At 42.2% G+C, this 24,403-nt stretch carries 22 protein-coding genes and 1 tRNA gene; 11 read left to right on the forward strand and 12 right to left on the reverse strand.

The features are described 5' to 3' along the window. The first annotated feature begins 68 nt into the window (after positions 1-68). From AACT52_RS02825 to AACT52_RS02835, 3 genes are all read left to right on the forward strand, one after another. A complete protein-coding gene (locus AACT52_RS02825; protein ID WP_073636030.1) occupies positions 69-968 on the forward strand; it encodes a class I SAM-dependent methyltransferase in 900 nt (299 codons plus the stop codon). A gap of 599 nt (positions 969-1,567) precedes the next feature. Then, positions 1,568-2,881, forward strand: a complete 1,314-nt coding sequence (locus AACT52_RS02830; protein ID WP_073636031.1) for a serine/threonine protein kinase — start codon at positions 1,568-1,570, stop codon at positions 2,879-2,881. 18 nt (positions 2,882-2,899) lie between these two features. Beyond that, on the forward strand, positions 2,900-4,252 hold the full coding sequence (locus AACT52_RS02835; protein WP_073636032.1) for a serine/threonine protein kinase: 1,353 nt from the start codon (positions 2,900-2,902) through the stop codon (positions 4,250-4,252). Between the two features lie 437 nt (positions 4,253-4,689). Here AACT52_RS02835 and AACT52_RS02840 read toward each other — a convergent pair whose 3' ends face one another. The 4 genes from AACT52_RS02840 to AACT52_RS02855 all read right to left on the reverse strand — a co-directional run bounded on the left by AACT52_RS02840 (position 4,690) and on the right by AACT52_RS02855 (position 11,949). After that, positions 4,690-8,055 (reverse strand): helicase-related protein, encoded by a 3,366-nt coding sequence (locus tag AACT52_RS02840; protein ID WP_073636033.1) that lies wholly within the window; start codon positions 8,053-8,055, stop codon positions 4,690-4,692. A gap of 168 nt (positions 8,056-8,223) precedes the next feature. Continuing rightward, complete coding sequence (locus tag AACT52_RS02845) at positions 8,224-8,667, reverse strand: type II toxin-antitoxin system VapC family toxin (protein ID WP_073636034.1); 444 nt, start codon at positions 8,665-8,667, stop codon at positions 8,224-8,226. Then, on the reverse strand, positions 8,655-8,894 hold the full coding sequence (locus AACT52_RS02850; protein WP_041032216.1) for a hypothetical protein: 240 nt from the start codon (positions 8,892-8,894) through the stop codon (positions 8,655-8,657). The genes AACT52_RS02845 and AACT52_RS02850 overlap by 13 nt, the downstream gene beginning before the upstream one ends. 58 nt (positions 8,895-8,952) lie before the next feature. Further along, positions 8,953-11,949 carry an Eco57I restriction-modification methylase domain-containing protein gene (locus tag AACT52_RS02855; protein WP_073636035.1) on the reverse strand — a complete coding sequence of 999 codons (2,997 nt, stop codon included), beginning with the start codon at positions 11,947-11,949 and terminating at the stop codon, positions 8,953-8,955. 838 nt (positions 11,950-12,787) lie between these two features. Here AACT52_RS02855 and AACT52_RS02860 point away from each other — a divergent pair. After that, entirely contained in the window at positions 12,788-12,958 is a 171-nt protein-coding gene (locus tag AACT52_RS02860) for a hypothetical protein (protein ID WP_158054987.1), read from the forward strand. Between the two features lie 14 nt (positions 12,959-12,972). Here the strand turns inward: AACT52_RS02860 and AACT52_RS02865 are convergent. Next, positions 12,973-13,045, reverse strand: a tRNA-Arg gene (locus tag AACT52_RS02865). A gap of 328 nt (positions 13,046-13,373) precedes the next feature. On the opposite strand from AACT52_RS02865, the gene AACT52_RS02870 reads away from it, so the two are divergent. The 3 genes from AACT52_RS02870 (at position 13,374) to AACT52_RS02875 (ending at position 15,077) form a co-directional block, all read left to right on the forward strand. Continuing rightward, complete coding sequence (locus tag AACT52_RS02870; RefSeq protein ID WP_073636036.1) at positions 13,374-14,069, forward strand: hypothetical protein; 696 nt, start codon at positions 13,374-13,376, stop codon at positions 14,067-14,069. Between the two features lie 34 nt (positions 14,070-14,103). Continuing rightward, positions 14,104-14,238: a hypothetical protein gene (locus tag AACT52_RS41160; RefSeq protein ID WP_445263917.1), complete on the forward strand. Its 135-nt coding sequence runs from the start codon at positions 14,104-14,106 to the stop codon at positions 14,236-14,238. Between the two features lie 518 nt (positions 14,239-14,756). Beyond that, the gene (locus AACT52_RS02875; protein ID WP_073636037.1) at positions 14,757-15,077 is read left to right on the forward strand and encodes a hypothetical protein; all 321 of its coding nucleotides are present in this window, start codon (positions 14,757-14,759) and stop codon (positions 15,075-15,077) included. A 42-nt stretch (positions 15,078-15,119) separates the two neighbouring features. On the opposite strand, the gene trmFO is transcribed toward AACT52_RS02875, so the two are convergent. Then, positions 15,120-16,436, reverse strand: coding sequence for an FADH(2)-oxidizing methylenetetrahydrofolate--tRNA-(uracil(54)-C(5))-methyltransferase TrmFO (trmFO, locus tag AACT52_RS02880; RefSeq protein WP_073636038.1), 1,317 nt, complete (start codon positions 16,434-16,436; stop codon positions 15,120-15,122). A gap of 206 nt (positions 16,437-16,642) precedes the next feature. On the opposite strand from trmFO, the gene AACT52_RS02885 reads away from it, so the two are divergent. Together AACT52_RS02885 and AACT52_RS02890 are read left to right on the forward strand one after the other, a co-directional pair. After that, complete coding sequence (locus AACT52_RS02885; RefSeq protein ID WP_073636039.1) at positions 16,643-17,014, forward strand: pentapeptide repeat-containing protein; 372 nt, start codon at positions 16,643-16,645, stop codon at positions 17,012-17,014. A gap of 13 nt (positions 17,015-17,027) precedes the next feature. After that, a complete protein-coding gene (locus AACT52_RS02890; protein WP_158054989.1) occupies positions 17,028-17,228 on the forward strand; it encodes a hypothetical protein in 201 nt (66 codons plus the stop codon). Between the two features lie 342 nt (positions 17,229-17,570). On the opposite strand, the gene AACT52_RS02895 is transcribed toward AACT52_RS02890, so the two are convergent. From AACT52_RS02895 to AACT52_RS02920, 6 genes are all read right to left on the reverse strand, one after another. Then, positions 17,571-17,819, reverse strand: coding sequence for a hypothetical protein (locus AACT52_RS02895; protein WP_143172988.1), 249 nt, complete (start codon positions 17,817-17,819; stop codon positions 17,571-17,573). 122 nt (positions 17,820-17,941) lie between these two features. After that, on the reverse strand, positions 17,942-18,799 hold the full coding sequence (locus AACT52_RS02900) for a hypothetical protein (RefSeq protein ID WP_073636040.1): 858 nt from the start codon (positions 18,797-18,799) through the stop codon (positions 17,942-17,944). 16 nt (positions 18,800-18,815) lie between these two features. Beyond that, positions 18,816-19,115: a glutathione binding-like protein gene (locus tag AACT52_RS02905; RefSeq protein WP_083630791.1), complete on the reverse strand. Its 300-nt coding sequence runs from the start codon at positions 19,113-19,115 to the stop codon at positions 18,816-18,818. Further along, complete coding sequence (locus AACT52_RS02910) at positions 19,116-19,889, reverse strand: glutathione S-transferase family protein (RefSeq protein WP_073636042.1); 774 nt, start codon at positions 19,887-19,889, stop codon at positions 19,116-19,118. It lies immediately after the preceding gene. 95 nt (positions 19,890-19,984) lie between these two features. Next, the gene (locus AACT52_RS02915; protein ID WP_073636043.1) at positions 19,985-20,731 is read right to left on the reverse strand and encodes an SDR family oxidoreductase; all 747 of its coding nucleotides are present in this window, start codon (positions 20,729-20,731) and stop codon (positions 19,985-19,987) included. A gap of 94 nt (positions 20,732-20,825) precedes the next feature. Continuing rightward, positions 20,826-21,419 carry a TetR/AcrR family transcriptional regulator gene (locus tag AACT52_RS02920; RefSeq protein ID WP_073636044.1) on the reverse strand — a complete coding sequence of 198 codons (594 nt, stop codon included), beginning with the start codon at positions 21,417-21,419 and terminating at the stop codon, positions 20,826-20,828. A gap of 272 nt (positions 21,420-21,691) precedes the next feature. On the opposite strand from AACT52_RS02920, the gene AACT52_RS02925 reads away from it, so the two are divergent. Together AACT52_RS02925 and AACT52_RS02930 are read left to right on the forward strand one after the other, a co-directional pair. Beyond that, the gene (locus AACT52_RS02925; RefSeq protein WP_073636045.1) at positions 21,692-23,383 is read left to right on the forward strand and encodes an alpha/beta hydrolase family protein; all 1,692 of its coding nucleotides are present in this window, start codon (positions 21,692-21,694) and stop codon (positions 23,381-23,383) included. Positions 23,384-23,398: 15 nt separating this feature from the next. Continuing rightward, positions 23,399-23,824: a hypothetical protein gene (locus AACT52_RS02930; protein WP_073636046.1), complete on the forward strand. Its 426-nt coding sequence runs from the start codon at positions 23,399-23,401 to the stop codon at positions 23,822-23,824. Positions 23,825-24,403: the final 579 nt, after the last annotated feature.

Raw genomic sequence — 24,403 nt, forward strand, 5'->3', positions numbered from 1 at the left:
ATTAACCTGTAAAGCCGTCAAACGAAGGACGGGGTTTCTAACCCATTTTTCTGATGAGGAATAATCGAATGAGTCAATCAGTAAACAGTAAAATCAGCTTAAATGACTTTCAACTTCGAGATGGCATTTATTTCCCTAAAGACTACGAACAGTTGAATAGTACTGAACAAAAACAAAGATGGGACAAAATTGGTAAGACATACTATGGTTCCCAAAAAATTGAACAAGCAGAAGAAACATCGCCGATTAAACAAGATTACACTCTTCTTACCGGAAGACCTGGAGGAACTTGGAATAAGTTTCCTATCAACAAGTCTGTAGATTCTATTCTGGAAATTGGCTGTGGTTACGGTCGGATTCCTTTGTTCCTTTCAAAGGAGAAAAATTTAAAATGTCAGAAATATTACGGTATTGATATTTCTGAATCTTTATTGCGACGGTTACTCAAGTGTAAGCAAGAATATGATTTTTTTCCGGAAGCCGAGTTTTACATTATTTGTGCTTCTGCTGAATTATTAGCTTTAGAAGATAATTCTGTAGACTTGGTAATTTCTAACTGCGTTTTTATGCATATACCAGAGGCACAAATTAGAAACCTACTGGTTGAGATATCTCGTGTACTTAAACCAGGTGGAACGTTCGTTTTCAATCATTCTTTCCACAACAAGTCTTGTCCTTCTCATAAAATTCATAATTTGGTGAGAAGACTCAGTCCCAAACAGAATTCAGTTTATCTCAAGCAATACTCTGGATCTGAAATAGAAGCAATGTTAACTGCTTCTGGAATGAAAGAAAAGTGCCCGCAGTACACTGTAGAACCAACACAAGAATACGCCATTCTACCGGAAACAATCAAAGGGGTCAAAATACCGTTTGCTAAATTGATTAACAGAAGTCTTAAGCCGTCATCTACTATGAAAGAAACTTTGGCTTATGGTTATAGTGCTTACAGCAGCCAACTCAATTAAGTCAGAATATTTCATGCAACTTTCACTTGCCAAAGCATAGCTTTTGTCAATTAACTGAAATACATATTTACGCTAGGGTGAGCAATGCCCACCCTACTTTTCATGAGTTGTTAGTCAACAGAATTAACACAGCAAGCTGTATAAAAATTATAATATTTACTAGGATAGAAAACTTATCTAGCACTTTGCTAAGTAAATATACTAAGAAAGCGTATAATCAATGGACCTTAATTCTACCAACAGATTTTATCTCGCCTTTCCTCTCCTTCCTGTTAAATCTCTCAGTTTTGCTAAATATTTGACAGAAAATCCGGAATAGAGTTGTTTCACTCAGTAGATAATTTGTATTACCACATAAGTTAAAAAATGTCTCCCTATGATGGCATCGTTTCTTTTCCTTGGCGGCTAACCATTGATTATCAATCTTCGAGTAGCAAAATTCCTCTATATGTCGAGCGTTCTTGAAAAGTCAAGGACTAGATGCGTAGTTCAAAATATTATATATGTAGTATGGTAAGTCTCTACATTAGCCAAGAAGTTGATTTCTGGGCGATCCATAGTGCCATTTTGGGACAAAAGTGTTAAGGAATAGCGACACGATGCTGCAAACGCAACAGGTCTTAGATAATCGCTATCAACTTAAAGAAAAACTGGCTGAAAATGCAGGTCGTCAAACCTGGTTAGCACAGGATTTGTCAACACAAGAGGATGTTGTGGTGAAACTGCTCACTTTTAGCGACCAAATGCAGTGGGAGAATTTAAGACTGTTTGAGCGAGAAGCACAGGTCTTGAAACATCTCTACCATCCTCGCATTCCCGAGTATCGCAATTATTTTTGCCTTGATGACCAGTTATTTTACTTTGGGTTAGTTCAGGAGTACATTCCTGGCACATCACTCAAGCAATTACTTGCTCAGGGTAAAGTGTTCCCAGAGCCAGAAGTTCGCAAAATTGCTGCTCACATCCTAAAAATTCTCATTTACCTGCATGGTTTGAGTCCTCCTGTATTGCATCGGGATATTAAGCCTAGCAATTTGTTATTGGGTAAAGATTCTCGGATTTATTTGGTTGATTTTGGTGCAGTACAAGATCGCGCTGCTAAAGAAGGAGCCACTTTTACAGTCGTGGGAACTTATGGATATGCACCCTTGGAACAGTTTGGCGGAAGGGCGACTCCAGCATCTGACCTTTATGCTTTGGGAGCAACGTTAATTCATCTAGTAACAGGTATTTCTCCAGCGGATTTACCTCAAAAGGATTCTCGCTTGCAGTTTGCTCACCTTGTCAGGCTCAATCCTGGGTTTGCTCGTTGGTTGGAGCAACTCACCCAGCCGAATCTAGAAAGACGTTTCAAGAGCGCTCAACAGGCGCTTGAGGCTCTCAAAGCTAATCAAAATGCTATCAAAGTTGCTAGTCCACGCCTTCCAGAAAGCTGTGTTTGGCTGAAAAAATCACCTAGCCGCTTGCAAATAAAACTTCCTGTCCCTTGGCGTAAGGTGGTCACTAGCCCGAGAAATTGGCTTGTGGTAGCAGGGTTCGGATTTTGGTTGTTTTGGTTGTCGGTTTTGACCAATAGTTCGTGGATGTATTGGCTTTGGTTGACAGGTAGTCTCGTATTAGCGGCTTGGTTTATCTTACCTGTCTTGGTGGAGACAAATGTCTACTTTGACCATCAGCAATTTGAAATTCAGGTGAAAGTACTGGGTTTTCGCATCAAACAGCAGCGAGGAAATGTTTTAGAGATTGACAAAGTTTTCAAAAGTGACTCTGGCGGCTTTGGCAAGAATAAAATTGCTGAAGTCACTCTTGCAGTTGGTGTCGAAGAGTATTCGTTTGGTAGATTGAATCCACCTCTTTCTCACGACGCATGCCGTTGGCTGGTGAATGAAATCAAGCATTGGTTGGGACTTTAGGTTTTAGGCTCAAAGGTTATGGCAGAAGCGGGACAGTTACTCTGCAAGCGCTATCAACTTCAAGAAAAATTAGGGCAAGATGCTAGTCGTCAAACTTGGTTAGCAGTAGATTTGGCTACACAACCCCAAGAACAAGTTGTTGTCAAGCTGCTCACTCTCAGCCCGCAGATGCATTGGGATGAAAGCAAGCTGTTTGAGCGTGAGGCTCAAGTGCTAAAAAATCTTGATCATCCCCGAATTCCCAAGTATCGAGATTACTTTGTCTTGGAAGAGCAGCCAGATTCGAGATTTCCCTGGTTTGGGTTGGTGCAGAGTTACATTCCCGGAAGATCATTCCAGGAACTGCTGGATAAGGGTCATCGCTTTTGGGAGTCACAGGTAGAAAAGATAGCGGTGGAAATTTTGAGCATTCTCGTCTACCTGCACGAACTCGACCCTCCTGTACTGCATCGAGATATCAAACCCAGCAATTTAATTTGGGGTCAGGATGAGCGGGTTTACCTGGTAGACTTTGGCGCAGTGCAAGACCAAGCGGTATTAGAAGGTGCTACCTTCACAGTTGTGGGAACTTACGGCTATGTGCCAATGGAACAGTTCGGAGGTCGTGCTGTTCCCGCTTCTGACTTGTATGCTGTCGGCGCAACCTTGATTCATCTCCTGACAGGAACGCCGCCTGCTGATTTACCGTATCGAGATTCCCGCATCCAATTTGGTGACAGAGTGAGTATCGATGTGGGTTTTGTGAATTGGATTGGTAAACTTACAGAACCAAATGTCACAGAACGGCTCAGTACTGCTCGCCAAGCACTAGACGCACTCAAGAACAGACACGCACTCAGCCCACCGCAGACTAGCCCCAAGCCTACAGGTAGTCGGATTCAAATCAAAAAGTCTGCTCATAAGATAGAAATTAAAATTCCCAGACGCGGAGCGAAAGCCTTCAAATTATTTTATCTCATCGGGCTGGTGACTCCTTTTGTCTGGCAACTGCCCCAGTGGCTGAATCTGGCGACAACAGGACTCAGCTATTCTGCAATATTGTATATTTTCCCTTTTTTAGCTTTGCTGCTTGTGCTATTCCAAGCAACAGTGCTACCTGCTTTTAGGCACACGGACTTGTACTTTGACCAGGAAAATTTTGAAATCCGCTGGAAGTTATTTGGTTTATGCTATTGGTGGCGTCGGGGAAAAACTTCACTGATTACTAGAGTCCACGAAGAGATAGTTCAGCAGGGTTCCGCACCGCGAGGAGTGACAATTGAATATTCTGGTCAACGGAAATTCACTTCCAGTCCTTTGGCTACGGTGGAACGCCATTGGTTGATTGAGGAGATTAAAGAGTGGTTAGGAATGGGGAAAACTATGGTTTAGTTTTGCGCAAATGGTGAAGTATCACCGAAAGTCGGAGGGCGGAAGCCCCTGGCTTTAGACATGGGGAGGAAGTCCGTAGGGGATTTTAATCCCCGTCCAATATCCACCGAACAACACCAAAAATCTGCGACAATGTATATATGCCGAAATTGGAAACGCACTGTTGACCCGACAGGAACGGCTCTCTAGTAGGCAAGAGACGGCGACATGTCTCGGCTAGGGGTAGAAACATATTGCTTGCCCCAGACGGCAATCCAATGTGTTTCAGGGGCGTGGGGGTGAGTACACCCTCTTTCAATCGTAACCACGCCTGGAGGCTCGGCATTTGTGCTTCAGAACCTGAACAGGAACTAAGCCGCTGCCGTACAGGGCACTCGAATTGCCCCAGGCTTCTAGCCGTGGGGAATGCGTTACAAGCAACTCCTGATTTGATGAAGTCATACTAAAGCCTCACTACAAACAATTACGGGTATTGGTTGAGATAGTGTAGGCAAACTATTATCTTGCCACTCGTGCATATTATGTTGACGATAAATCTGTCTCAGTTGATTGAATAATTCCTGACTAGTGAAACCATCACGCCGTAATTTATTTAACTCTCGGTTAATTGCTTGGTTCACTGAAGCGCGAAACGCTTTTTCTAAAATATTGATCTGACCTTTTATTTCCTCATCTGTAGTTGATTTAAAAAATATCCTTAGTTCCCGCATAATATACTTTTGTCCTTGAGTCAAGCGCTGGTTAAATTCCCTTTCCGCTTGGCGATGCTTTACTTCCTCCGCAAATTGACGCTTGATGCGCATTACAGCAGAATTATGATCTTTGGGGAGTGTCAAAGTGGGCGTGGTATCGTCAGCTTTAATTGCACCCAGGATACGGGGAATGTCCCTAGAGACTATATTCCCCTTGTCATCTAATAAAAATAATTGCTGGTAGCCTTTAATATCAGGTCGATTAGGATCAGAAGCTTCGCAGAAAATGTATGTGCCCTTCAGCATGGAGAATTTAGCAGTGCGAATACCATGTGGTAAATTGGCGATGCGATCGAATTCACCAGGGTCTTCTTTTTGTAATTTTCTGAGGATTTCTTCTGCCTCATTTAAATCTAAAAAATTATCTTCATCCTCAATAGAAAATAGACTCAACTGTTTACCATTTTGTTCGTAAATGGCATACATTGCTTCTTCGTTCAGTTGTTCTGTTTTATCAAGAATGGCAGCATCTTCACCGATAGTATCGTGAATTTCTTGTATTCTGTTTTTAAGCTTTTGTTTCAAACCTAAATTGCGCTCAATACCTAGTTCCGGTAAAAAGTTATATCCATAAATTACATCTTTATCACTACCAATACGGTCAATACGACCAAAGCGCTGAATGAGTTTAACTGGGTTCCAGTGTAAGTCATAATTAATTATTAAGTCGCCATCTTGCAGGTTTAAACCTTCTGCCAAAACATCGGTAGCAATCAACGTATTAAGCTCTGATTCTCCTGGTTTAAATTTATATTCTTTATTAGCGTTAGGTGCAAATCTTCCGACTACACGTGCTTTATTTTTGTTGTTACCGCTATAAATTACATCAATGTCATTATTCTTACCGTCTGGGTTTAAATTCTCGTATAAATACTTTGCTGTATCGGCGTACTGTGTAAAAATAAGCCGTTTTTTATTTTTTAAATTTGGTTTAGATAACCAATTGATAAGAGTCTGTAATTTGGCGTCTTTATCAGGAGTAATTGGTTCAACTAATGCCAAAATTTTTTTTAGCAGTTTAATATCATGATCAATATGCTGTTGTAATTTTTCTGCGTTAAAATCAGCTAGATCATATTTATTAGATACCTTCTGCAATGCATCCATCAAGTCTTGTTCTTCTGCTTGGTTATAATCTTCCGATAGCAGAGTTTGTGCTTCTTCTCCTGCGGGAACAAATCCTTGAGACAGTGCTTTTAAAAATCTTTCATGCACTATCAATAATTTTTTGAGAGTTTCTTGAAAAGCGTAAACACTTGACTCAAAGCGCTTAAACAATAGCACTCGCATTAAACCCCGTAGATTAGCACCTGCACGTTGCAGAGTGTTGTAAGGTTCTTGCTTTTGTTTGTCTTTCAAAACATAATTCCATAGTCCATAACGCGCATAGCTAAGTTCGTTTGTGGGTGGTTTAACCAGTTGACGCTTGCGAGATTTACCCATGTATTGACGTAAATCCTGATACAGCCCTTGGTATGTGTCCTCAATGCTGTACTCGATGGTTTCTAATTCGCGTTTAGGGAAAAACCGATGCTTACCACCAACGATGACATAAGCGCGTCGGGTTCCGTCTAGGTACTCTTTAAAGTTAGCTGGATCAACTTGTTGATGAGTTTTTGAGTCAAAACCGTAAAAACGCAAGATGTGGTTGCGGGTACGACGAATGAGGATGTGGGATAGTAATTCTGGTAATTTTTTCTCACCCTTTTCTACTAATTGAAAATATTCTTTTAAATTAGGTGGGTCTATTGGTAAATCAGTTTTATCATCTTGATGGAATAATTTTAGTTGGTGATAAATATCCCAAGCAGTTTTATTCCGAGGAGTAGCTGTTAAAAAACAACAACGTTTCCCAGCACCTAAAAAGGCTTCGATTACTTTGTATCTTTGAGTGCTATTATTCCGTAGGTTATGGCTTTCATCTATAAGTACAAAATCTCTATCTTTAAATCTAAAATCATTTAATAATGTTTTTACATTTCCATCGTCATCTTCTTTTAACATTCCCATTGAAAGAATGCGAGCATTTAGCTGGTAAACTTCATCATATCTATCCCACATTTCTTTTAGTGGTGCAGGGCAAATAATTAAAGGACGTGCGCGTTCTACTTGTTCAAATCTTTTAACAATTGCAGCACCAATAAAACTCTTACCAAGCCCTACGACATCACTGACAAAAGCACCACCATAATCTCTGATATTTTGTACAGCATTATTAACAGCTACTGTTTGAAATTCTGCTAATTTTTTACTAATTTCGTCTTCTATAATTAAATCTTTTGGTGCAGTATCTTCTAATCTATCTTTGACTAGAGCGTAGAGAGTTTTATAGTAAACATCATAAGGACGGACAGGTAAACCCGCCCAAGATTGTTTCATTTCTCTCATTAACGCTTCATTAAAATCTTCTGCTTCGTTCCATAATTCATTAAACCAATGAGTTAATTCGGTATGGTTATCGTTTCCGTGGATGGTTACATTCAGTTCGGTATTATGGTTAATGCCGGAAAGGGTAAGATTAGATGAACCTACTATCGCAATGCCTTTTTCTTGACGCTCTAAAGCTCTACCTTTGTTATCATAAACAGTACCGTAGTCAAAAATATAGGCTTTAGCGTGTAAAGTTCCTTTGGTGTAAACGCGGACGTGAAGCCGTTTTTCTTCTATCATTTGCACTAGGTTTTTAACCAGCGTCTCGGCTTCATCCGTCTGATCCATTAATTCAATACTGGAACGGACATTGGCTGCTGTTTCATTCGTCATCTGTTTTTCTTCACTGCGCTTGGGATATTTTTGCGCTTCGATTTTATCTTCAATTAATTCTAATCTGCGGTATCCTTGGGCGATTTGTTCGATGGTTTCGCGGTTGCTAGTATTGCCAATGAGCAAGCGTAATTCTTTAATACTCGTTAGGCGTTCTGCAATGGCGGTGAAGCCGGAAAGGAAAAAATAACCTACCGCAAAATGTGCCGCTTCTGTTGAATCGAGAATGCGTTTAATTTGGTCTACTAACTTTTGATTACGGTTGTCTATAATATCGTGGGTAGGCATTATTTTTTTATTAAATAAGAAAACCTTACTTCCATTCCTCTCTCCACCTCTCCCTAACCCTCCCCTTTTAGGGGAGGGAAGAGGAGCAGCTTTTATACTGAGAGAGGCTTTAATTCTTACTCCCTTTCCCTTGTAGGAAATGGGTTGGGGGTTAGGTTTGTATTAAATTCAAGATGCTAAAACTTCACTGAGGATAACAACAGGTAAGCCAGGAACATTACGAAAGCCTTTATCGTTGGTAATAAATTGGTTACAACTAACAGATAAACCTGTTGCAGCATGAATAGCATCGGGTGTTTTGAGGTTACTTGTAGCCCGAAGATTAGCAGCTTGTCGCAGTATTGATTGACTTATAGGAATTAGTCGCATTTCAGATGAAATCAAAAGCTGTTCATAAGCGTTAATTAAAATTGAGTTAGAATTTCGCAGAGGTAGAACCAAAGTTTCCATCAAAATTAATTCACTGCTAACAATTTCAATTTCTCCTGCTTGTAGTTTTAACCATAGAGGTGCAAGCAGTGGAACATACTCAGGAAACTTCTCAACGCTATAGATCACAGTTGATGTATCTACATATACTAAACTAGAAGCGGGAATGTTTAGCGTTCCCATGATTCCCGTTCCTCTTTCAGATACTTATCTACTTCTTCGGTAGTTTTGAAAAGCTGTCTCCCTGGTAGCTCGTTAAGAATATCTACTGCTGAACGGCGTTTTGGTTCAGCTTTCTCTGGTAAAATTACAAAGACATCAACACTATCGCCTATTTCAGCTTCGGGAATTTCAATTTCTATTTTGTTTCCCGGTAAAACTTTGGTTGTGATACGTAAAGCTGATTGCATGGTTTTTCCCTCAAAATTTCTTAATACTGTAGGCGAGATTGTTCTCTTCTATATTGTCCTACAGTCCATAGAGGGCGGCGACGCGATCGCTTATTTCTTTCTCCCATGCTTCACAGTTAACGCCTTTTGCATCTAGGCATTTTTGGACTAGTTTAGATATCGCTTCTCGTTCGGTAGTTGAAGCATTAGGAATAGGAATTTTTTCAACATATTGTCGCTTAAAACGTAAATTTTTACCTAAAATAGTCGGACTAATTTCTGAATAAAAATTTTTTACACTTGATGAATTAAGTACACCGAGTAGGTAAAGGTCATATATAGGAATCATAAATGTTGTGTCATTCAGATAAACTTTTTGTGTATCTAAAACGAAACGTGGTTCTTGAGCAATATCAGGAAAAATAATTTTGGGCTTATCAAATTCACCGTAGTAAGCACAAGCCCTAAGCTGCCACCAATATTCACCTTGATCGCTACGCTTTTCTAGCTCATTTTTCCATTGATTTAAATGATTAAAAACCGCTGGATATTTATTAATATCAATTCCATTTTTTGTAACAATTAACCATCTTTGCTGAGATTTTATCAACCACTTCCGAATATCTTTACCTACAACTAGCGCCTTAATAAGCTCTACACTCTTCGGATCTTGAGCAATTAACTCTGCTCTTTTAATGTTGTCAATCACAAAAGCTTTATTAAAGCCTGTTTTAATACCATAAAAAATCCGATTATCAATATACTCACTTAAAATAACACCTGCTGATTCCATCTTTGCTAGCCGATTTGTAGAAGTACTGTCAGTTAACCTCCAGTTAACACTTTTTAGCGCAGTATTAGGTAAAATTTTGCCTTTTGCTTGAATAATCTCAAGTACATTTGGATAAGGTGGATTTAGAGTCTCTACCTGTGTAAAAATAGTTGATTTTTGAACTGCTTTACCCATTTGTGCTATAAAGACCATTGTTAAAACAGCGGCGCTTTTAAAAACTGGTAATTCACCAAAATCTGTAATGCTATTAATCTGACAATTTTCTGCAATATGCTTTCGCAATTTTTCCCCATACTTCGTATAAAACCACTTATTAGAAGAAATAAACGCCAACATTCCGCCTGGTTTTAAAAGTTGCAAAGCACGGGCATAAAAGAAACAATACAAATCAGATGTTCCAGTATAAACAGCAGGATAAACCTTTTGTAATGTCGGCTTTAAATCTTTAATTAATTCCTGTCTCACATATGGCGGATTTGCTACCTGAATATCAAACCCTCCATCAGCAAAAACTTCAGCAAAGTCTACCGCCCAATCAAAACCTTCTGGTGCTTTAGTGCTTCCATTAGTTATTAACCTAATTTGAGTTTTTAACTCATTAATCTCCCGTTCTAAATTCTGCTTTTTACCGCCTTCATGGGTTCGCATATATTCAGCTTTTTTTTGGCTGTATTGGCTGATTAATTCATGCCTAATCGCTCCTGTAGTTGTAGGACTAGGAGCCGTGAGACTATCTCCCACTTCAATTTTATATTTCAGGTTTGGTAATGGGTTCGGCTTCTCACCTTGGTACTCAACAGCTAGCGATAGCCATAACCTTAACCGTGCAATATTGACTGCAAATACATCTTTATCAATACCGTAAATATTATTTTCAATAATTTCTAACTTGCGTTGATAAACCGTATTTGAATCTAAACCTTTAGTTGCAAATAAACATTGACGTAAATCTAATAACTCGTGGAGCATACCTAATAAATAAGCTCCACTTCCAGCAGCCAAATCGCAGCACCTAACTTTACGTAATGCTGCTAATATTGCTTCTGGATTCACCAGACTATCTGGATTATGTTCATCAACAAATTGGGCTACTGCATCATGTGACTCGGTTGCAACTTGTGTTTTTAAATATCCCTTTAGCGCCTCACGACACATAAAAGAAACAATCGGTTTGGGAGTATAGTAACTTCCAGATTCATGTCTTCCTGTTACTAGTTCCTCGAACACCTTTCCTAGCATTTCTGGATCTACTGCTACCTCTACATCTAAGGGTGTGCTTTCTGTAACCGTGAAAGCGAAGCGTTGAAATAGGTCATGAAGAATACTATCTATACAATCATCTGGAATAATAATCTTAGGATTTTGATCATCTTCGCCCTCTTCAAAAAGACCGCCATTTAGGTAAGGAACAATACCAATTAATTCTTTGAGAAAACCACCATTATTAATTCCTATGATGTCCTGTTCTTGAGGGTTATTTAGTCCTCGAAAGAATAAATGGGCAAGCCTATCTCTATAAAAGTTTTTGTTGGATATGCCATCGTCATCCTGGTAAGCTTTCCACAAAGCTGATAGATAATCAGTTCTTTGTTGAAACTTCAGCCATCCTTTTTTCTGGATAAAAGTGACGAACATTAAACGGTTAAATAGCTTTTGAATAAATAACCGCTTACTTTCATCACCTTCAATCCCTTGAATGAGTCCTTCAACTTTTTCAAAAGTTTTACGATACTCTCTGAAAAATTCTTGAGTGACAGCTTCAACATCAAATGCTTCGTCGTGGCGTGTTTGAATATCTAAGGGTGATGCATTTGGGCTTATTTGCTCCAAATCCAACAGACTTATCCTTTCTGTCGCTGTGCGTAATTGTTCGCCTTCTCCAACGGTAATGCGGCGAAATAACTTTCTTTTTTGTGGCGAATTATCATATTTAACATTAAGAAAGTGCCACCGCGATTGTGATTTATTGGAAAAGACGAATAAAGCATACGGGTGGTCTTTTAGAAGATGATTAACAACATTTCTTTCCCCTTGCCTTGATAATTCTTCTGATTTCAAACAAGTATAAATAACATGGAAAGCATTGTTAGCTCCCCCTGAAGCTAATAACAAGGGGGAGCCTTTAACTTCATAAGCAACTGCATCAGTCAATTTCCGATGAGAAAGTTCTTGATTTACTCGTTCGTAATTCAATTGGCTCCAAAATAATCTTTTAAGTACATCAAGACTTTTCAAATTTTGGAGTGAATTTAAGATTGACTGTTGTAGTTCTAATGCGAGCATATATTACAGATGCTATTCCAGAAGTGTGTTTTTCTTAACAACCGCGCAGCATAACTCTGACTCCGAAGCTTAAACCTCGTAGCAGTTCTCAAAAATTGAAAGCATGACAACTTGGCACTAGCCAGATATAAATCTGCTGCGCTTAGAGAAATCAAGAAGTCTGCTAAACAGTTATGATGCCATCAGTTAACGGGGCAATAATAAATCGCTGATAAACCGTCAATCTCTAGCCTGATTTTGTACAGAAAAGCAGTAATTGTTAACTTGTTAATAGGGAATTTTTCACTACAAAACAATGCATATTCGTCGTTGCAGAGAAATGCATTTAAAAATATTAGAGATGAAATAAAGCAGTCTCGTGGTTCCTATAGGATTAACCAAGCATCTGCACGGTAGATGTCGTCTTGAGCGTTGATAAGTAAATAAGCGTTGCCTATGAACTGAGATGCGACCTTGTCCATTTTTCCTCAGTATAATATATTTACGTAAATTGTGCTGGTTTGTACAGAGGAGTAAAAGTAAATTTTAAACAATGGTTATTTATTTTAAACTGCTATACATAAGCAAAATCCTACTATTAACTGAATTAATCTGAAGTTTTAGCGAATCATTAGTATATTTAATTACTAAAATCCATATCAAATTTAATTCATAAATGTAATATAGACCTCAGAAATTACACGTAGACTAGAGAAAAAGAAGCTTTAGCTTCTCTGGAAAATTCTGAAAGCCTTCATACATATGTTTTTGGTGTCAACTTTACAGGAATTGCAGACTGTTGTCCTTGAGTTGCTTGTACCGATTTTTCAAATTAAACAAATGTGTGAAGCGCTCAAAAATGACCCACGTTTTATTGGTCAACCACGGCGGTTTTATACGAGTACAGGCTCCACCAACGCGTAGCGTGTCCGTATGCCCTGCGGGCACGCTACGCGAACAGGACTCAGCGCAGTACCCTTCAGGCGATCGCGACAGTCAATTACATCAATGTGTCAACGCAGACAAGTAATGTGGTACAAAAGACGAGCGCGGAGGGATTTGAACCCCCGGCCAACAGAACCGGAATCTGTTGCTCTATCCACTGAGCTACGCGCCCTTAAAGCCGCAAACCCCGAAAGTTTGTCACGGCAATAAACATTATTATAGCCTTGATTTGCCTTGGTGACTACCATTGGCTAGAAACCTCATCCCAAATCTAGTTACAACTATTTTCAGGTAAATAGACCATATTTGCCGTAGGGGCATAGCAATGCTGTGCCCTTACAGTGTCGTTCAAATAGGTGAAAACTGCTGTAATTTGGTGCTTGGGCGCAAGTGTCTATGGAATCTTTATGGATAAGAATTTCTAATAATTAATAAGATAGATCCAAAGGTGGGTGCAAAACAGATATCCTTTGTTATGTAAAGTAGCAATCTTACTTCAAATGACGGAAAACCGCTTTCAACAAGAACCAAAAACCAACCGTCGTGGCAGTAATGCCTTTAGTGGCTTTCTGATGGGAGTTCTGTTTACTTTACTACTCGTACTAGGTGCTGGTATTTGGTTAGTTATCAAAAACCCACGATTGCAACAGATGCTATTGGGACAAACCAATCCTAATGTTGCTACCAGTTCACCCACCGCCAACACAGCCGCAACACCTGCTGTGGCACCTACTGCATCGCCACTCGAAACAACCAATACCGAAACGACCGATACCCAAACGACCTCTACAGATACCTCACCATTACTACCACCTCCTCAAACTCTCAATCTCCAGGTGAATCATGCCAACGGTACTGTGGTACGTTTAACAGAGATATCCTTTGCTGAGGATAGTACTAAGGTCAACCTTGCGGTGACGAATGGTCATAAAGACCCTATCAAGTTGAACAATAGTAAGGACATGGTACTGATAGATAACCTGGGTAATCAGTACAACTTGGTTGCACCACCAGACAACTCTGAAATTGAAATTCAACCTGGGACGACTCTGAAAGGGGAATTTGTTTTTTTGGGAAGAATGTCTCCATCAGCAACCTCATTTTCCTTAGCGACGAATAATATGTCTGGTAGCGACCAAAGTTACAGCACTTTGCCCAAGATTAGGGTTGCTGATATTCCTGTTAAAGGACCGTAGGGTTCGCTAGCGATGGTTATATAACGGTTCTTGATTGAGTGCAATACAACCTTGGATTGTGGAATCGGCTTCTAGCGATTGGTGTCAACTTAAGGTCAAAACCAGTATAGAACAAGCTTTAAGAGATTGCCTCGTTCCCAGCCTGAGGCTGCCAATTGAGCGTTACTAGCCGCTTCAAGGGCATTTCCAGGTTCCACCTGGAAACGAGATTTTATAGCGCTTTGCAATTGAGTAAGGTACACCAAAGAAATAATGAACCACAGATGGACACAGATGGACACAGATAATAGAACCAGCTTTTAGAGATTGCCTCGTTCCCAGCCTGAGGCTGGGAATGCAGCCTTAGCAGCCTGAGGCTGCCAATTGAGCGTTACTAGCCGCTTCAAGGGCATTTCCAGGTTCCACCTGGAAACGAGATTTTAAAAGGGTTTTAGCTTAAGTTGACACGTATGGCATCCCTCCTGCCCGCCCTCAATCTGAACGGGCGAGACGCCCGTTCCACAAGAGATTTTTGGATACTTTTTTATTTGGAAGTCCCTAAGGTATCGTTGCAAACATCATGAATATTATTCCCAAAATATGCCTGAACCTGTGATAGGCACGATTTTTCTAATTTGTTCGCCAGATACTCTCAGCAAATTCCCGCTATGTCAGCATTAACTCAAATATGTTGCCTAACGAGGTTGTATGAGCATAGGCAGAGTCATTCTCTTTATTGCCTTGGTTATTCCTGGTTTGTTGGTGGCGGGGTCATCACTTTACTCCTTCAACACTGACTACGAAGCGCTAGGAAGAACCGAAAGGTATGTGGACAAGTTAGTCAGGGACGGAAGAGTTAATAATAGACAGTTAGATCTTGCCTATCATCGTAGTCTCAGTCATCGGATGAATGCATTTGCCAACGGGACTTGGGGCTTCATAGGTGCAACGATCGCCGCGATCGGTGTACATGGAATCGCAACAACTAAAGACGAGACAATTGAAGACCAACGCAAGGCATCAAAATAATTCGTCATTCGTAATTCGTAATTATTCTCCCTGTATTACGAGTTAGAAATTACGAGTTACGAATTCCCTAACCTCAGCTAAAGCGCGATCGCGATAACGTCCGTAACGTTCCTGTTTGTTTTTGATTTTCTCACCCAGTTCTGGGAAAATCCCAAAGTTAGGAGGCATTGGCTGGAAATGCTTGGGCGAAGCGGAACTGATAAACTCAAACAGCGCCCCCATCATCGTTGTATTTGAAATCGTCAAGGCTTCTTTCCCCAAAGCTAGCCTTGCTGCATTCGTTCCCGCCAACCAACCACCTGCGGCGGCTGCGGTGTACCCTTCAGTCCCAATCAACTGTCCAGCACCTAACAGCGTTGGACGCTCCTTAAATTGCAAACTAGGCAGCATAAGCTGAGGCGCGTTGATAAAAGTGTTGCGGTGCATCACCCCCAGCCGCACAAATTCTGCATTTTCTAAACCAGGAATCATCTGGAAGACTCGCTTTTGCTCGCCCCAACGCAGATTTGTTTGGAATCCTACCATATTCCAAAGTTGACCTGCTTTGTCTTCTTGCCGCAACTGTATCACGGCGTAGGGGCGTTCTCCAGTCCGACTATCCGATAAACCCACTGGCTTGAGGGGACCGTAGCGCATGGTGTCTTCCCCGCGCCGTGCGAGTTCTTCAATTGGCAAACAGGCTTCAAAAAATTTCGCTGTTTCCCGTTCAAAATCTTTCAATTCCACCTGTTCGGCTGCACGTAGTTCTTGCCAAAACTGCAAGTACTGCTCTTTATTCATCGGGCAGTTGAGATAAGCAGCTTCACCTTTGTCGTAGCGCGATGCCATGAAGGCGATGTCGCGGTTAATCGATTCTCCCACGATAATAGGGCTTGCGGCATCGAAAAAGCTGAGGTATTCCATCCCGGTAAAGCGGCGTAAATCTTCCGCCAATTCCGGGCTGGTTAATGGTCCAGTTGCCAAAACGACAATACCCTCCGGGATAACACGCAGTTCTTCCCGGCGCAGTTCAATAAGAGGATGGCGAGAGAGAGTTTCCGTCAAGTCCTGGCTAAATCGTCCTCTATCTACTGCTAGCGCCCCGCCAGCAGGGACGGCATGTTCATCAGCTTTTGAAATCACAACAGAACCGAGTTGACGCAATTCTTCATGCAATAGACCAGCAGCGCGATCGCTTGCCATTGCGCCAAAAGAATTACTACACACCAATTCCGCCAAATGTTCCGTATGATGCGCACCACTGTAGCGATTTGGGCGCATTTCCCAAAGAATAACCGACACTCCAGCAGAAGCAATTTGCCACGCTGCTTCTGTCCCAGCGAGTCCACCTCCGATAACATGAATCGTTTGTTTTTCCATACTTTACTCAAACTTAGACAATTGGCTGGGAGTGTATATCTATATAATACTAACGAACCGCTCGAGGCACAGAGAACGCAGGCAAGAAAGGCGCATATTGGGGCAGTCAGCTTATACTTATCTGTAATTTGGTAAAAACTGTTGATTGTGAATTATGATTAAGATCGGTAAACAGCGACAACGCTACTCGTTGCGAGGCAGCCAATATGGATGCCAATGAACTTTTAAGCCGATATGCAGCTGGGCAAAGAGACTTTAGAAACCTGAAGTTGATTGCGTTTAATCTCAAGAGTGCCAATTTGAGTGGTGCCGACTTTAGTGGTGCCGACTTGAGTGGTGCAAACCTGACTCAGGCAAATTTGAGTCGGGCAAATCTCACTGGTGCCATTTTGAAAGGGGCAAAATTAACTAAAATAAACTTGGCTCAAGCCAACCTCACTCAGGCAAATTTGACTGAAGTCGATCTAAGTGATGTGAATCTGAACCAGGCTTACCTGCATGGGGCAATCATGCCTGATGGAAAGAGCCCCAGTTCTGTATCTAATCACCTCGAAGCCTTTAGACCTGTCCGAAAATGAGTCGCAAACCCTTATGCCGTTGGCTGTGAAATCTAATTTCTGGGGCGAGTCCCAAACCTCCGGACGCGCCCGTAAGACCATCACGGGATTTGGTTGGCGATCTCTTGGGAGATTCCGCGCCGTGGCATCGACGGATGAAACTCGAAGCCCCCACCAGTTAGAGGTATTCCGATTTGGTGGTGGGTACTTCACTAAGACTAGATGGTTAACCTAAGTCAGGCGGGCGGCTCCCTGGCTAACGTTTATCCAATATGGGTAAGTGGTTTGTCGATATTTTTTACAGTCTAGCCTGACAATGGAGTGATTTTTTATTTTGAAAAGTCGCAATGTTAATGTATTGATATCAAGTCCGGTTAATTAGTTATTATTTCGTGGATCTGTGCAAAAACCTTAAAACAGTGAACAGTGAACAGCTACCAGCCGCAGTGACGCCTGCTATGGTGGGGGATTTAAACCCGCCCTCCGGGTATCTCCTGAGCCCTTCGGGCACGGCTTGAGGCCGAACGGAGACGCTGAGCACAAAGCGCACGCTCCGCGAACGCGAACGCCACTTGCTCTACTTGGGGAAACCCCAAGACCGCAGTGGCTCACCACCAACGCTTATGCCTACGGCACGTCTCTTGACGAACGGTGCACAGGAGTGTGGTGTTTCCCCCAACGATGAAACTGATAACCCTTCGGGTATGCCTTCGGCACGTCTATGTCCTATGCCTGCGGCACGCCAAGGGCGAACGGACACGCGAAGCGAACGACGAACGCCAGTCGCCGTGAGAGCGGGAGACCCTCCTGCATAGCGCTGGCTCACTGATAACTGATAACTGATAACTGGTAACTGTTAAAATCTTCTCCCCTGCCCCCCTGCCCCTCTGGTGCCTTAATGATAAGTCTTCAACCGGACATGATATGAGAAGGCACTAAATCCTTTCCTCACCGATTGATAAATTCTCTGCCCTTTTCCTCTCCGTGCCGATACACTGCAAACAACCCCTCTTCTGTCGCGCTGGTAAAGTTAACCCCAAGCTCTTTTAGATCAACATCCGGTCGAATAATATGAATTGGGACTCCTTGATAATGGGTAGAGATTGCCTCTAACTGGAACATATCCCGATAGAGTGTGCCTGGTTCGTTGGCGATCGCCACCACTTCCTGATATCCTTGCTCAATCATCTCTATCGCCGGACACAAACAAGTGTAGGAAGCATCTATGTAAGGCTTTGTGCCTATCCAAGCAGGGATATCCCAAGCGTGAAGCATCCGAGAAGATGCGTACGCGACTTCATCAAAGCTACTGGCATCAAGATGCAGTTCACCTCCTAGTTTTGTGCCAAATACAGCTAATTGCAAGTGTTCATCCACCCAACTGCGGTCTTTTTTCCCTGCTGATACCAACAAGCGTCGCCCTAAGCGTCTTGCTTTTTCTCCTTGAGTCTCACTAGCAGCTTCTGGAGTGCTCACCGCACTGGTAGCAACGAAATATTCTGGTGTTTCTGGTTCAAACAGTTGTTTATTTGGACTGAAATGTGCAATTCCCCCAAGTACTATTTGACTCATTCCCACATTTGGTTGTTTGAGGACTTGTAAGCCTGCTAACCAGTAATCCACACCCAATTCTGTTGCTTTGCCAATGGCAGCCCAAGCTGTGGGAATAACTGAGGAAGACGCAGCAGCATAAGCATCAGCACGGACTCCAGCAGCTTCCAAAGCACTCAACACACCATGAGCAAAAGCACCTTTGAAACTGCCTGATGCACAGGCGATCGCTAATGACTTATTTTCTCTCAACATAGATTTTCCTCTCCTACTAAGCATTATTTCCTCGGCTCATCTGACGCCTACGTAGCTTTACCAAAACTCGCTTGAATTTTTCAAAATCTTCTGTACTCAGTTCCGTTTTTCGCCATGCTTCTCGCTGCATCAACCGCTCAAACCAGTCATTTAGCTTCGGGTAATTAGTGAGACTGACTCCCAACATAGGTAAGAAAGACATATCTGTTCCAGCAACGATATCTGCTAGAGTTAACTGAGCGCCACCAAAATAAGAACTATTTCCTAAACATTCGGTAAAAAACTTTAGTATTTTATCTATATTAAATACCTGGATTCAATTGTGTCTATGACGATACAAACGCAGCACATAAGCTCCTGCTGGGGTTTCTCGAAAGGCGCTAATCTCAGATGCCATCTTGGGTGGCAATTCTTGCAAACTAACAGGCTTCATTGGATGTTCTGGCGGTAACACAGCAGGAGCAGCAAGTGCAGCAAAAGTGATGTCAGCAGCGGAAAAGCTATCTCCAACCAAGTAGGTGCGTCCATCAGATAATAATTCACTCACTTGGTCAAAAATGCTCTTGATTTGTTCATATGCTTGTGCAGCAGACTCTGGGGTTATGTTGAAGCCTCGCCGAACCACTGAGCGCATCCAGGGAAAAACTACTGGAAATAATGCCCCCTCAATAAAAGGAACACTTTGACACCATCTACGTTGCATAAACTTGTAGTCATCTATCACATAAAAGTAACCCCAATGCCGTGTTGCAGATCCAAGCTGATCGTCAAATAAATCTTCCAGTTTTTCAACTTGTTGGCGTAACTCGGGATTTATGGGGTATAGCTTAGCGTTATCAGGAGCTATTTCGTTCAGGTATCGTAAAATATCAGTTGAATCAGTGAAAGCACTAGTTTCACTTATGAGAACAGGAGTTAATTTTCCACCAACTCGACCAGTTGCCAATCGATGAAATGGTGGCATATGAGGTTCTTCAACGTAAGGAAGTTTCACCTTTGTCAGCGCCCATCGTGCCTTTTCGCAGTAATGACTGATAGGAATTGTAATTAGACGTAAGGGTTTTTCCTGACTATTGAAAGAATGAATCATATCAATTTTGGATTTTAGATTTTGGATTAGATATTGGTTAACAATCTACAATCGTCAGCTTTTTGCTAACGGCTGCTTAGGAGTTGTCAGTGTGCCTAGGCAGTTTCCCATTCAGTACTTCCCACGAAAATAGTTGCTCCACTTTTTAATTGAGTGTTTGCTGCAGCATCGACAATGGCGTGGGCGAAGTCTTCAACGCTAGGCAGAAAACCTGTCTGTTTACGGCGAGATTCAATGAAACCTGGGTTCTGGCGCTGCATAAGCTTAGGGGTGATAGTACCCTCAATCAAGTCGCCACTGACTACCAGCAGTTTAATGCCTTTATTCGTCAGTTCAGGTATACGAGATCGCAGAGCCTCTTCGCCAGCTTTTTTGCTTTGTGCCACTAGCTCGTAAATGGGAGTAACTGGCTTATGTCCATAAAAATGAGCCAGATGGCTGGTGATGAAAACTATGCGTCCACCTGCTTGCATCAGTGGTAACGATAGGTCAACCGCACGTATCTGGGCGGTAAGGTTGAGTTGCATTGCATAGTCGGCTGCCTTATCCTTCTCCATTCCACCACTTGCGTTGAGGATGAGGAGGTCAAGGCGTGTAAACTCGTTCTCTACGAGCTTCATCATCTCTCTCATTTCGCTCTCACTTGTGATGTCAGCCTGAGCAAGGAGGGCTTGACGACCAGTGGCACGTACTGCATCGGCTACTTCAATAGCACGTGAACTCTTACTGCGGTAGTTAATTACTATGTCAGCACCACGTTCGGCTAAAATACGGGCGACGCTTGCGCCTATGCCTCGCGATGCTCCCGTCACCAGTGCTACCTGACCACAAAAATCACTCATTGCTTTCCTTTTGTTGAACTGTGATTTCTCAATTTTTCTTTTTTCAGACCAAACGGTCTTTTTTTTATTAAACGAAAAAGAAAGTCCACTTGGGTTAAATGCGTAATTGGCTTTCGATGTAATGAGTCAAATGATTGATTGCTCGTTCAAGATGAATCGAATCTCCATAAAGCTTGCTCATCATCATCGCCCCTTCCAGTGTTGCAATCAGGATAGTTGTAACTTCATCAGCATCAACTGTTGACCGAATTTCACCCTTTTCGATTCCTTTTTGGATAATTCGATAAAACAGTTTGCGCCAAGAGTTCATCGCCTGTTGAGCGCGTTGGCGCAAAGCAGGATGAGCATCATCACTCTCAATCGCAGTATTCAGCAGTGGACACCCCCCCTTAATAGGTGGATTATCAACGTAGCTACGAAATACACCAATAATTGCTTGCAGGCGCTCAATTGCATGACGCTTGCTGTGGATTGCGGCTAAATAATGCTGTCTAAGTTGGGCGATCGCAAAGTCAAAAGCCTGTAACGCCAAATCATCTTTACTTTTGAAGTGATTGTAGATTCCTCCTTTCTGCAATCCTGTAACACGCATGATGTCTGAAATAGACGAGCCAGCATACCCCTGTTGGTTAAACAGTTCGGCTGCTTGTTGGAGAATTTTTTCTTTTGTTTCTTCGCCTTTTGACATCTGCGCTTTTCCGACCAATTGGTCTGATTAAGCTTAACTGGATGTGTGGTTTTTAGTCAAGCTGTCGCGTTGCACATAGGCGGGAGTGAAATAAGAGGTTTTGTAGGATGTGGGGGCGGGTGTCCTCACCTCTTCGCGCGTCCTTCTTATTTTCACAGCAGGCGGTGCCTAGATTGTGGAAACTCAAGTTAAGAACTTGTAGATAAGTTTGTAAACAACCGAAGCCAATACTGGGGCAGTATTGTAACGCTGCACCCCTAAGTGAGACTTCTATGCAGAAAATAACTGATTTATGTACTAATCTCAGCAATCCAGGAAAACCAGGTGCTTATACTTTCAGTAAAGTGGTCTATGCCGCACCAAACTTGGATTACAGCTCAAATCCGGATTTGAATCAATATTATGTGTACCACAACCCAACTGAGGGGTTTGCTACGCGACGGATTGATATATCGAACATTGCTGAATTGGGCTTTGGTGTCGATTGGTCTTTTGATAGTACTCAGGTTCCCATTAACGGACACATCAGAATACCTGTGGGAGATGAACCTTTCCCATTGGTAGTTTTTGCCCACGGTAACCACGATCCCCTAGAAAACTCAACACCAGGATATATTTATTTGTGCGAACTGCTGGCATCTCATGGAATGATTGCCGCAACGATAGATGTTAACTTTCTTAACGGCGGTAATTTCGGCGAAAACGATGCACGAGCGATTGTCCATCTAGAACACCTTAAGCAATTCCGGCTTTGGAATGCACAGGCTGGACATCCCCTAGAAGGCAAAGTCGATATGTCGCGGGTGATGATTGTCGGTCATTCCCGTGGGGGAGAAGCAGTAGGACACGCCAGTCTTTTCAACTCAATGGAAAGCGTCCAATTTGACCCCGAATTAGCACCTGTTCCACTTGATGGTTCTCTTGGTCTAGGACCCTATGGTTTTGACATTCGTGCAGCCGTTGCGATCGCCCCTACGGACGGTCAATATGTGCCTGTAACGGGACCTACCAAAGTGCGGGACAACTACCTGATCATTCATGGTAGCCGTGATGGTGATGTCTTCACGTTTGAAGGCTATAAGACGTATGACAGGTCACATACAGTTGACCTTGCTAACCCTACACAACCAGCACGTGGATTCAAATCGCTGTTGTGGATTCATGGTGCAAATCATAATCACTTTAACAGTGTATGGCAGCAAGAATCTGTCAAAACAATTGAGCGTGAAGACCAGGAACAGATTGCTAAAGTTTACATTTCAGCTTTGGGGATGTCTGTACTTCAAGACAAACAAGAATTTCTAGAATTGTTAAGAAACTATGCGGTTGGCATTGAGGCTGCTTGGCTTCCAAACAATGTCAATCTGGTTTCACAATTTCAAGATTCTCATCGTTTGTTTGTGCAACATTTTGAGGAATCCCAAACCAGTCTTGAGGTATCAAAGCCAGTTGTAGGTACAGTCAAAACTTTAGAAATCAACGCGAAGAAGTTATCGTTTGAAGGACAGCAACCGACAGATCATCTTTACCAGGAGACTCAAGGTCTACGGTTAAGATGGACTGGTGGTGACGGTAGCTATCGCATCAAATTAGATCCCCAGACGTTAGATACTAAAGCGTTTAAATTCCTGGCGTTGCGAGTTGGGCAATCAACGGAACCAAATAATCAAATAGGAGAGGATCAGGACTTTACCATCGAGGTACACGACAAAGCCAAGGGAAGCTGTTTTCCTGCTAGTTCCATAAACAGGCTCATCTATCCAGATAAAGTTGCGTTGGGCTTTCCAAATGAAGGAGAGGAAGAAAGCACATTTTCTCGTACCGTCATGCAAACCCTCCGCATTCCCTTAAAGGGTCTTCAAGAGGATGGTATTGACATTAACAATCTGACGGAAATTAAGCTGTCATTCAACATTGTTCCATCTGGAACTCTTTACCTCGATGAGTTACAGCTAACAAATTGACAAAAGGAGCAAGATATGGTCAACATTACATATCCGGAAGTGGCAAATCTCCAAGTCATTGCTACTGTGCCAAAAGCAGCAGACTTGAGAAACATTGAGTTTATGCAAACGGCGGAAAACACCACATTAGACAGAGTGACATATATTGTCAAAATTAACCTGAGCAGTAAACCGCCCATCACATCACGAGGATTTAGCATCTACCTAGGTGACTACCGCATCAGCAAGTATTCAGAATTTCCAGGAGGTATCTATTTTAAGGTCTACAATCCGCGCTTTTTTGAAGAACATGCTGGCAAAAAGCTTCTGTTCTCAACAGCTGGCATGACTTTGCACGACTCAGGATATCAATTGCCTTCGCGTGCTGAAAATACCAGAAATTCATTCGTGGTTGATAACCTCAATGTATTACCGACACAGGAAGAAGTTCTGAGGCAGTAAGGTAAAACACATTCAAATTGCATACATATTTTCAGTTTTGTTTAGGCGCGGGCAAGTCATTGACGTAGATGACCTGTCCGGCTTTATATTTTCAAGTAGACGTTGAGTCCACTAAAAACCATCACTAAGTTAATAAGGCTCACGTGAAGTACCCCATGAGTGCTTCGCTGAAAAAGGGGCTTCCAATTTCAGTTCCGCAACGACGGTATTATTCGTATGATTGGGTTTCCCGTCTCAACCGCCGACGCCTCCTCAAACCCGTGTTTGATTTGGTCTTACTCCGCGTCCACAGGCAGACACCCGCCTCCCGCAGGTGTATAACTTTACGTACATTCCTGTATGGCTTATCTTTTTACCGCCGTAGTAGTAGGGCGAACCAGTGACCGGAATCTTTCCCCTTTTCTCTCGCTCTTATTCGCGGGTTCGCATCCTTTCTGCTACTGTGACCGTTTGTTGTGAGTCGAGTGGGTGGGTCAGCCCCTGAGTCCTTACGGACACGCTCCGCGAACGGGGAAGTCACGCATTCACGCATTCAAAAGTCAAAAGTAAGAACCCCATAAATAAATTTAGGGGCTTGAG

It is taken from the genome of Scytonema sp. HK-05 (assembly GCF_963872035.1).
Classification (GTDB): Bacteria; Cyanobacteriota; Cyanobacteriia; order Cyanobacteriales; family Nostocaceae; genus Kalymmatonema.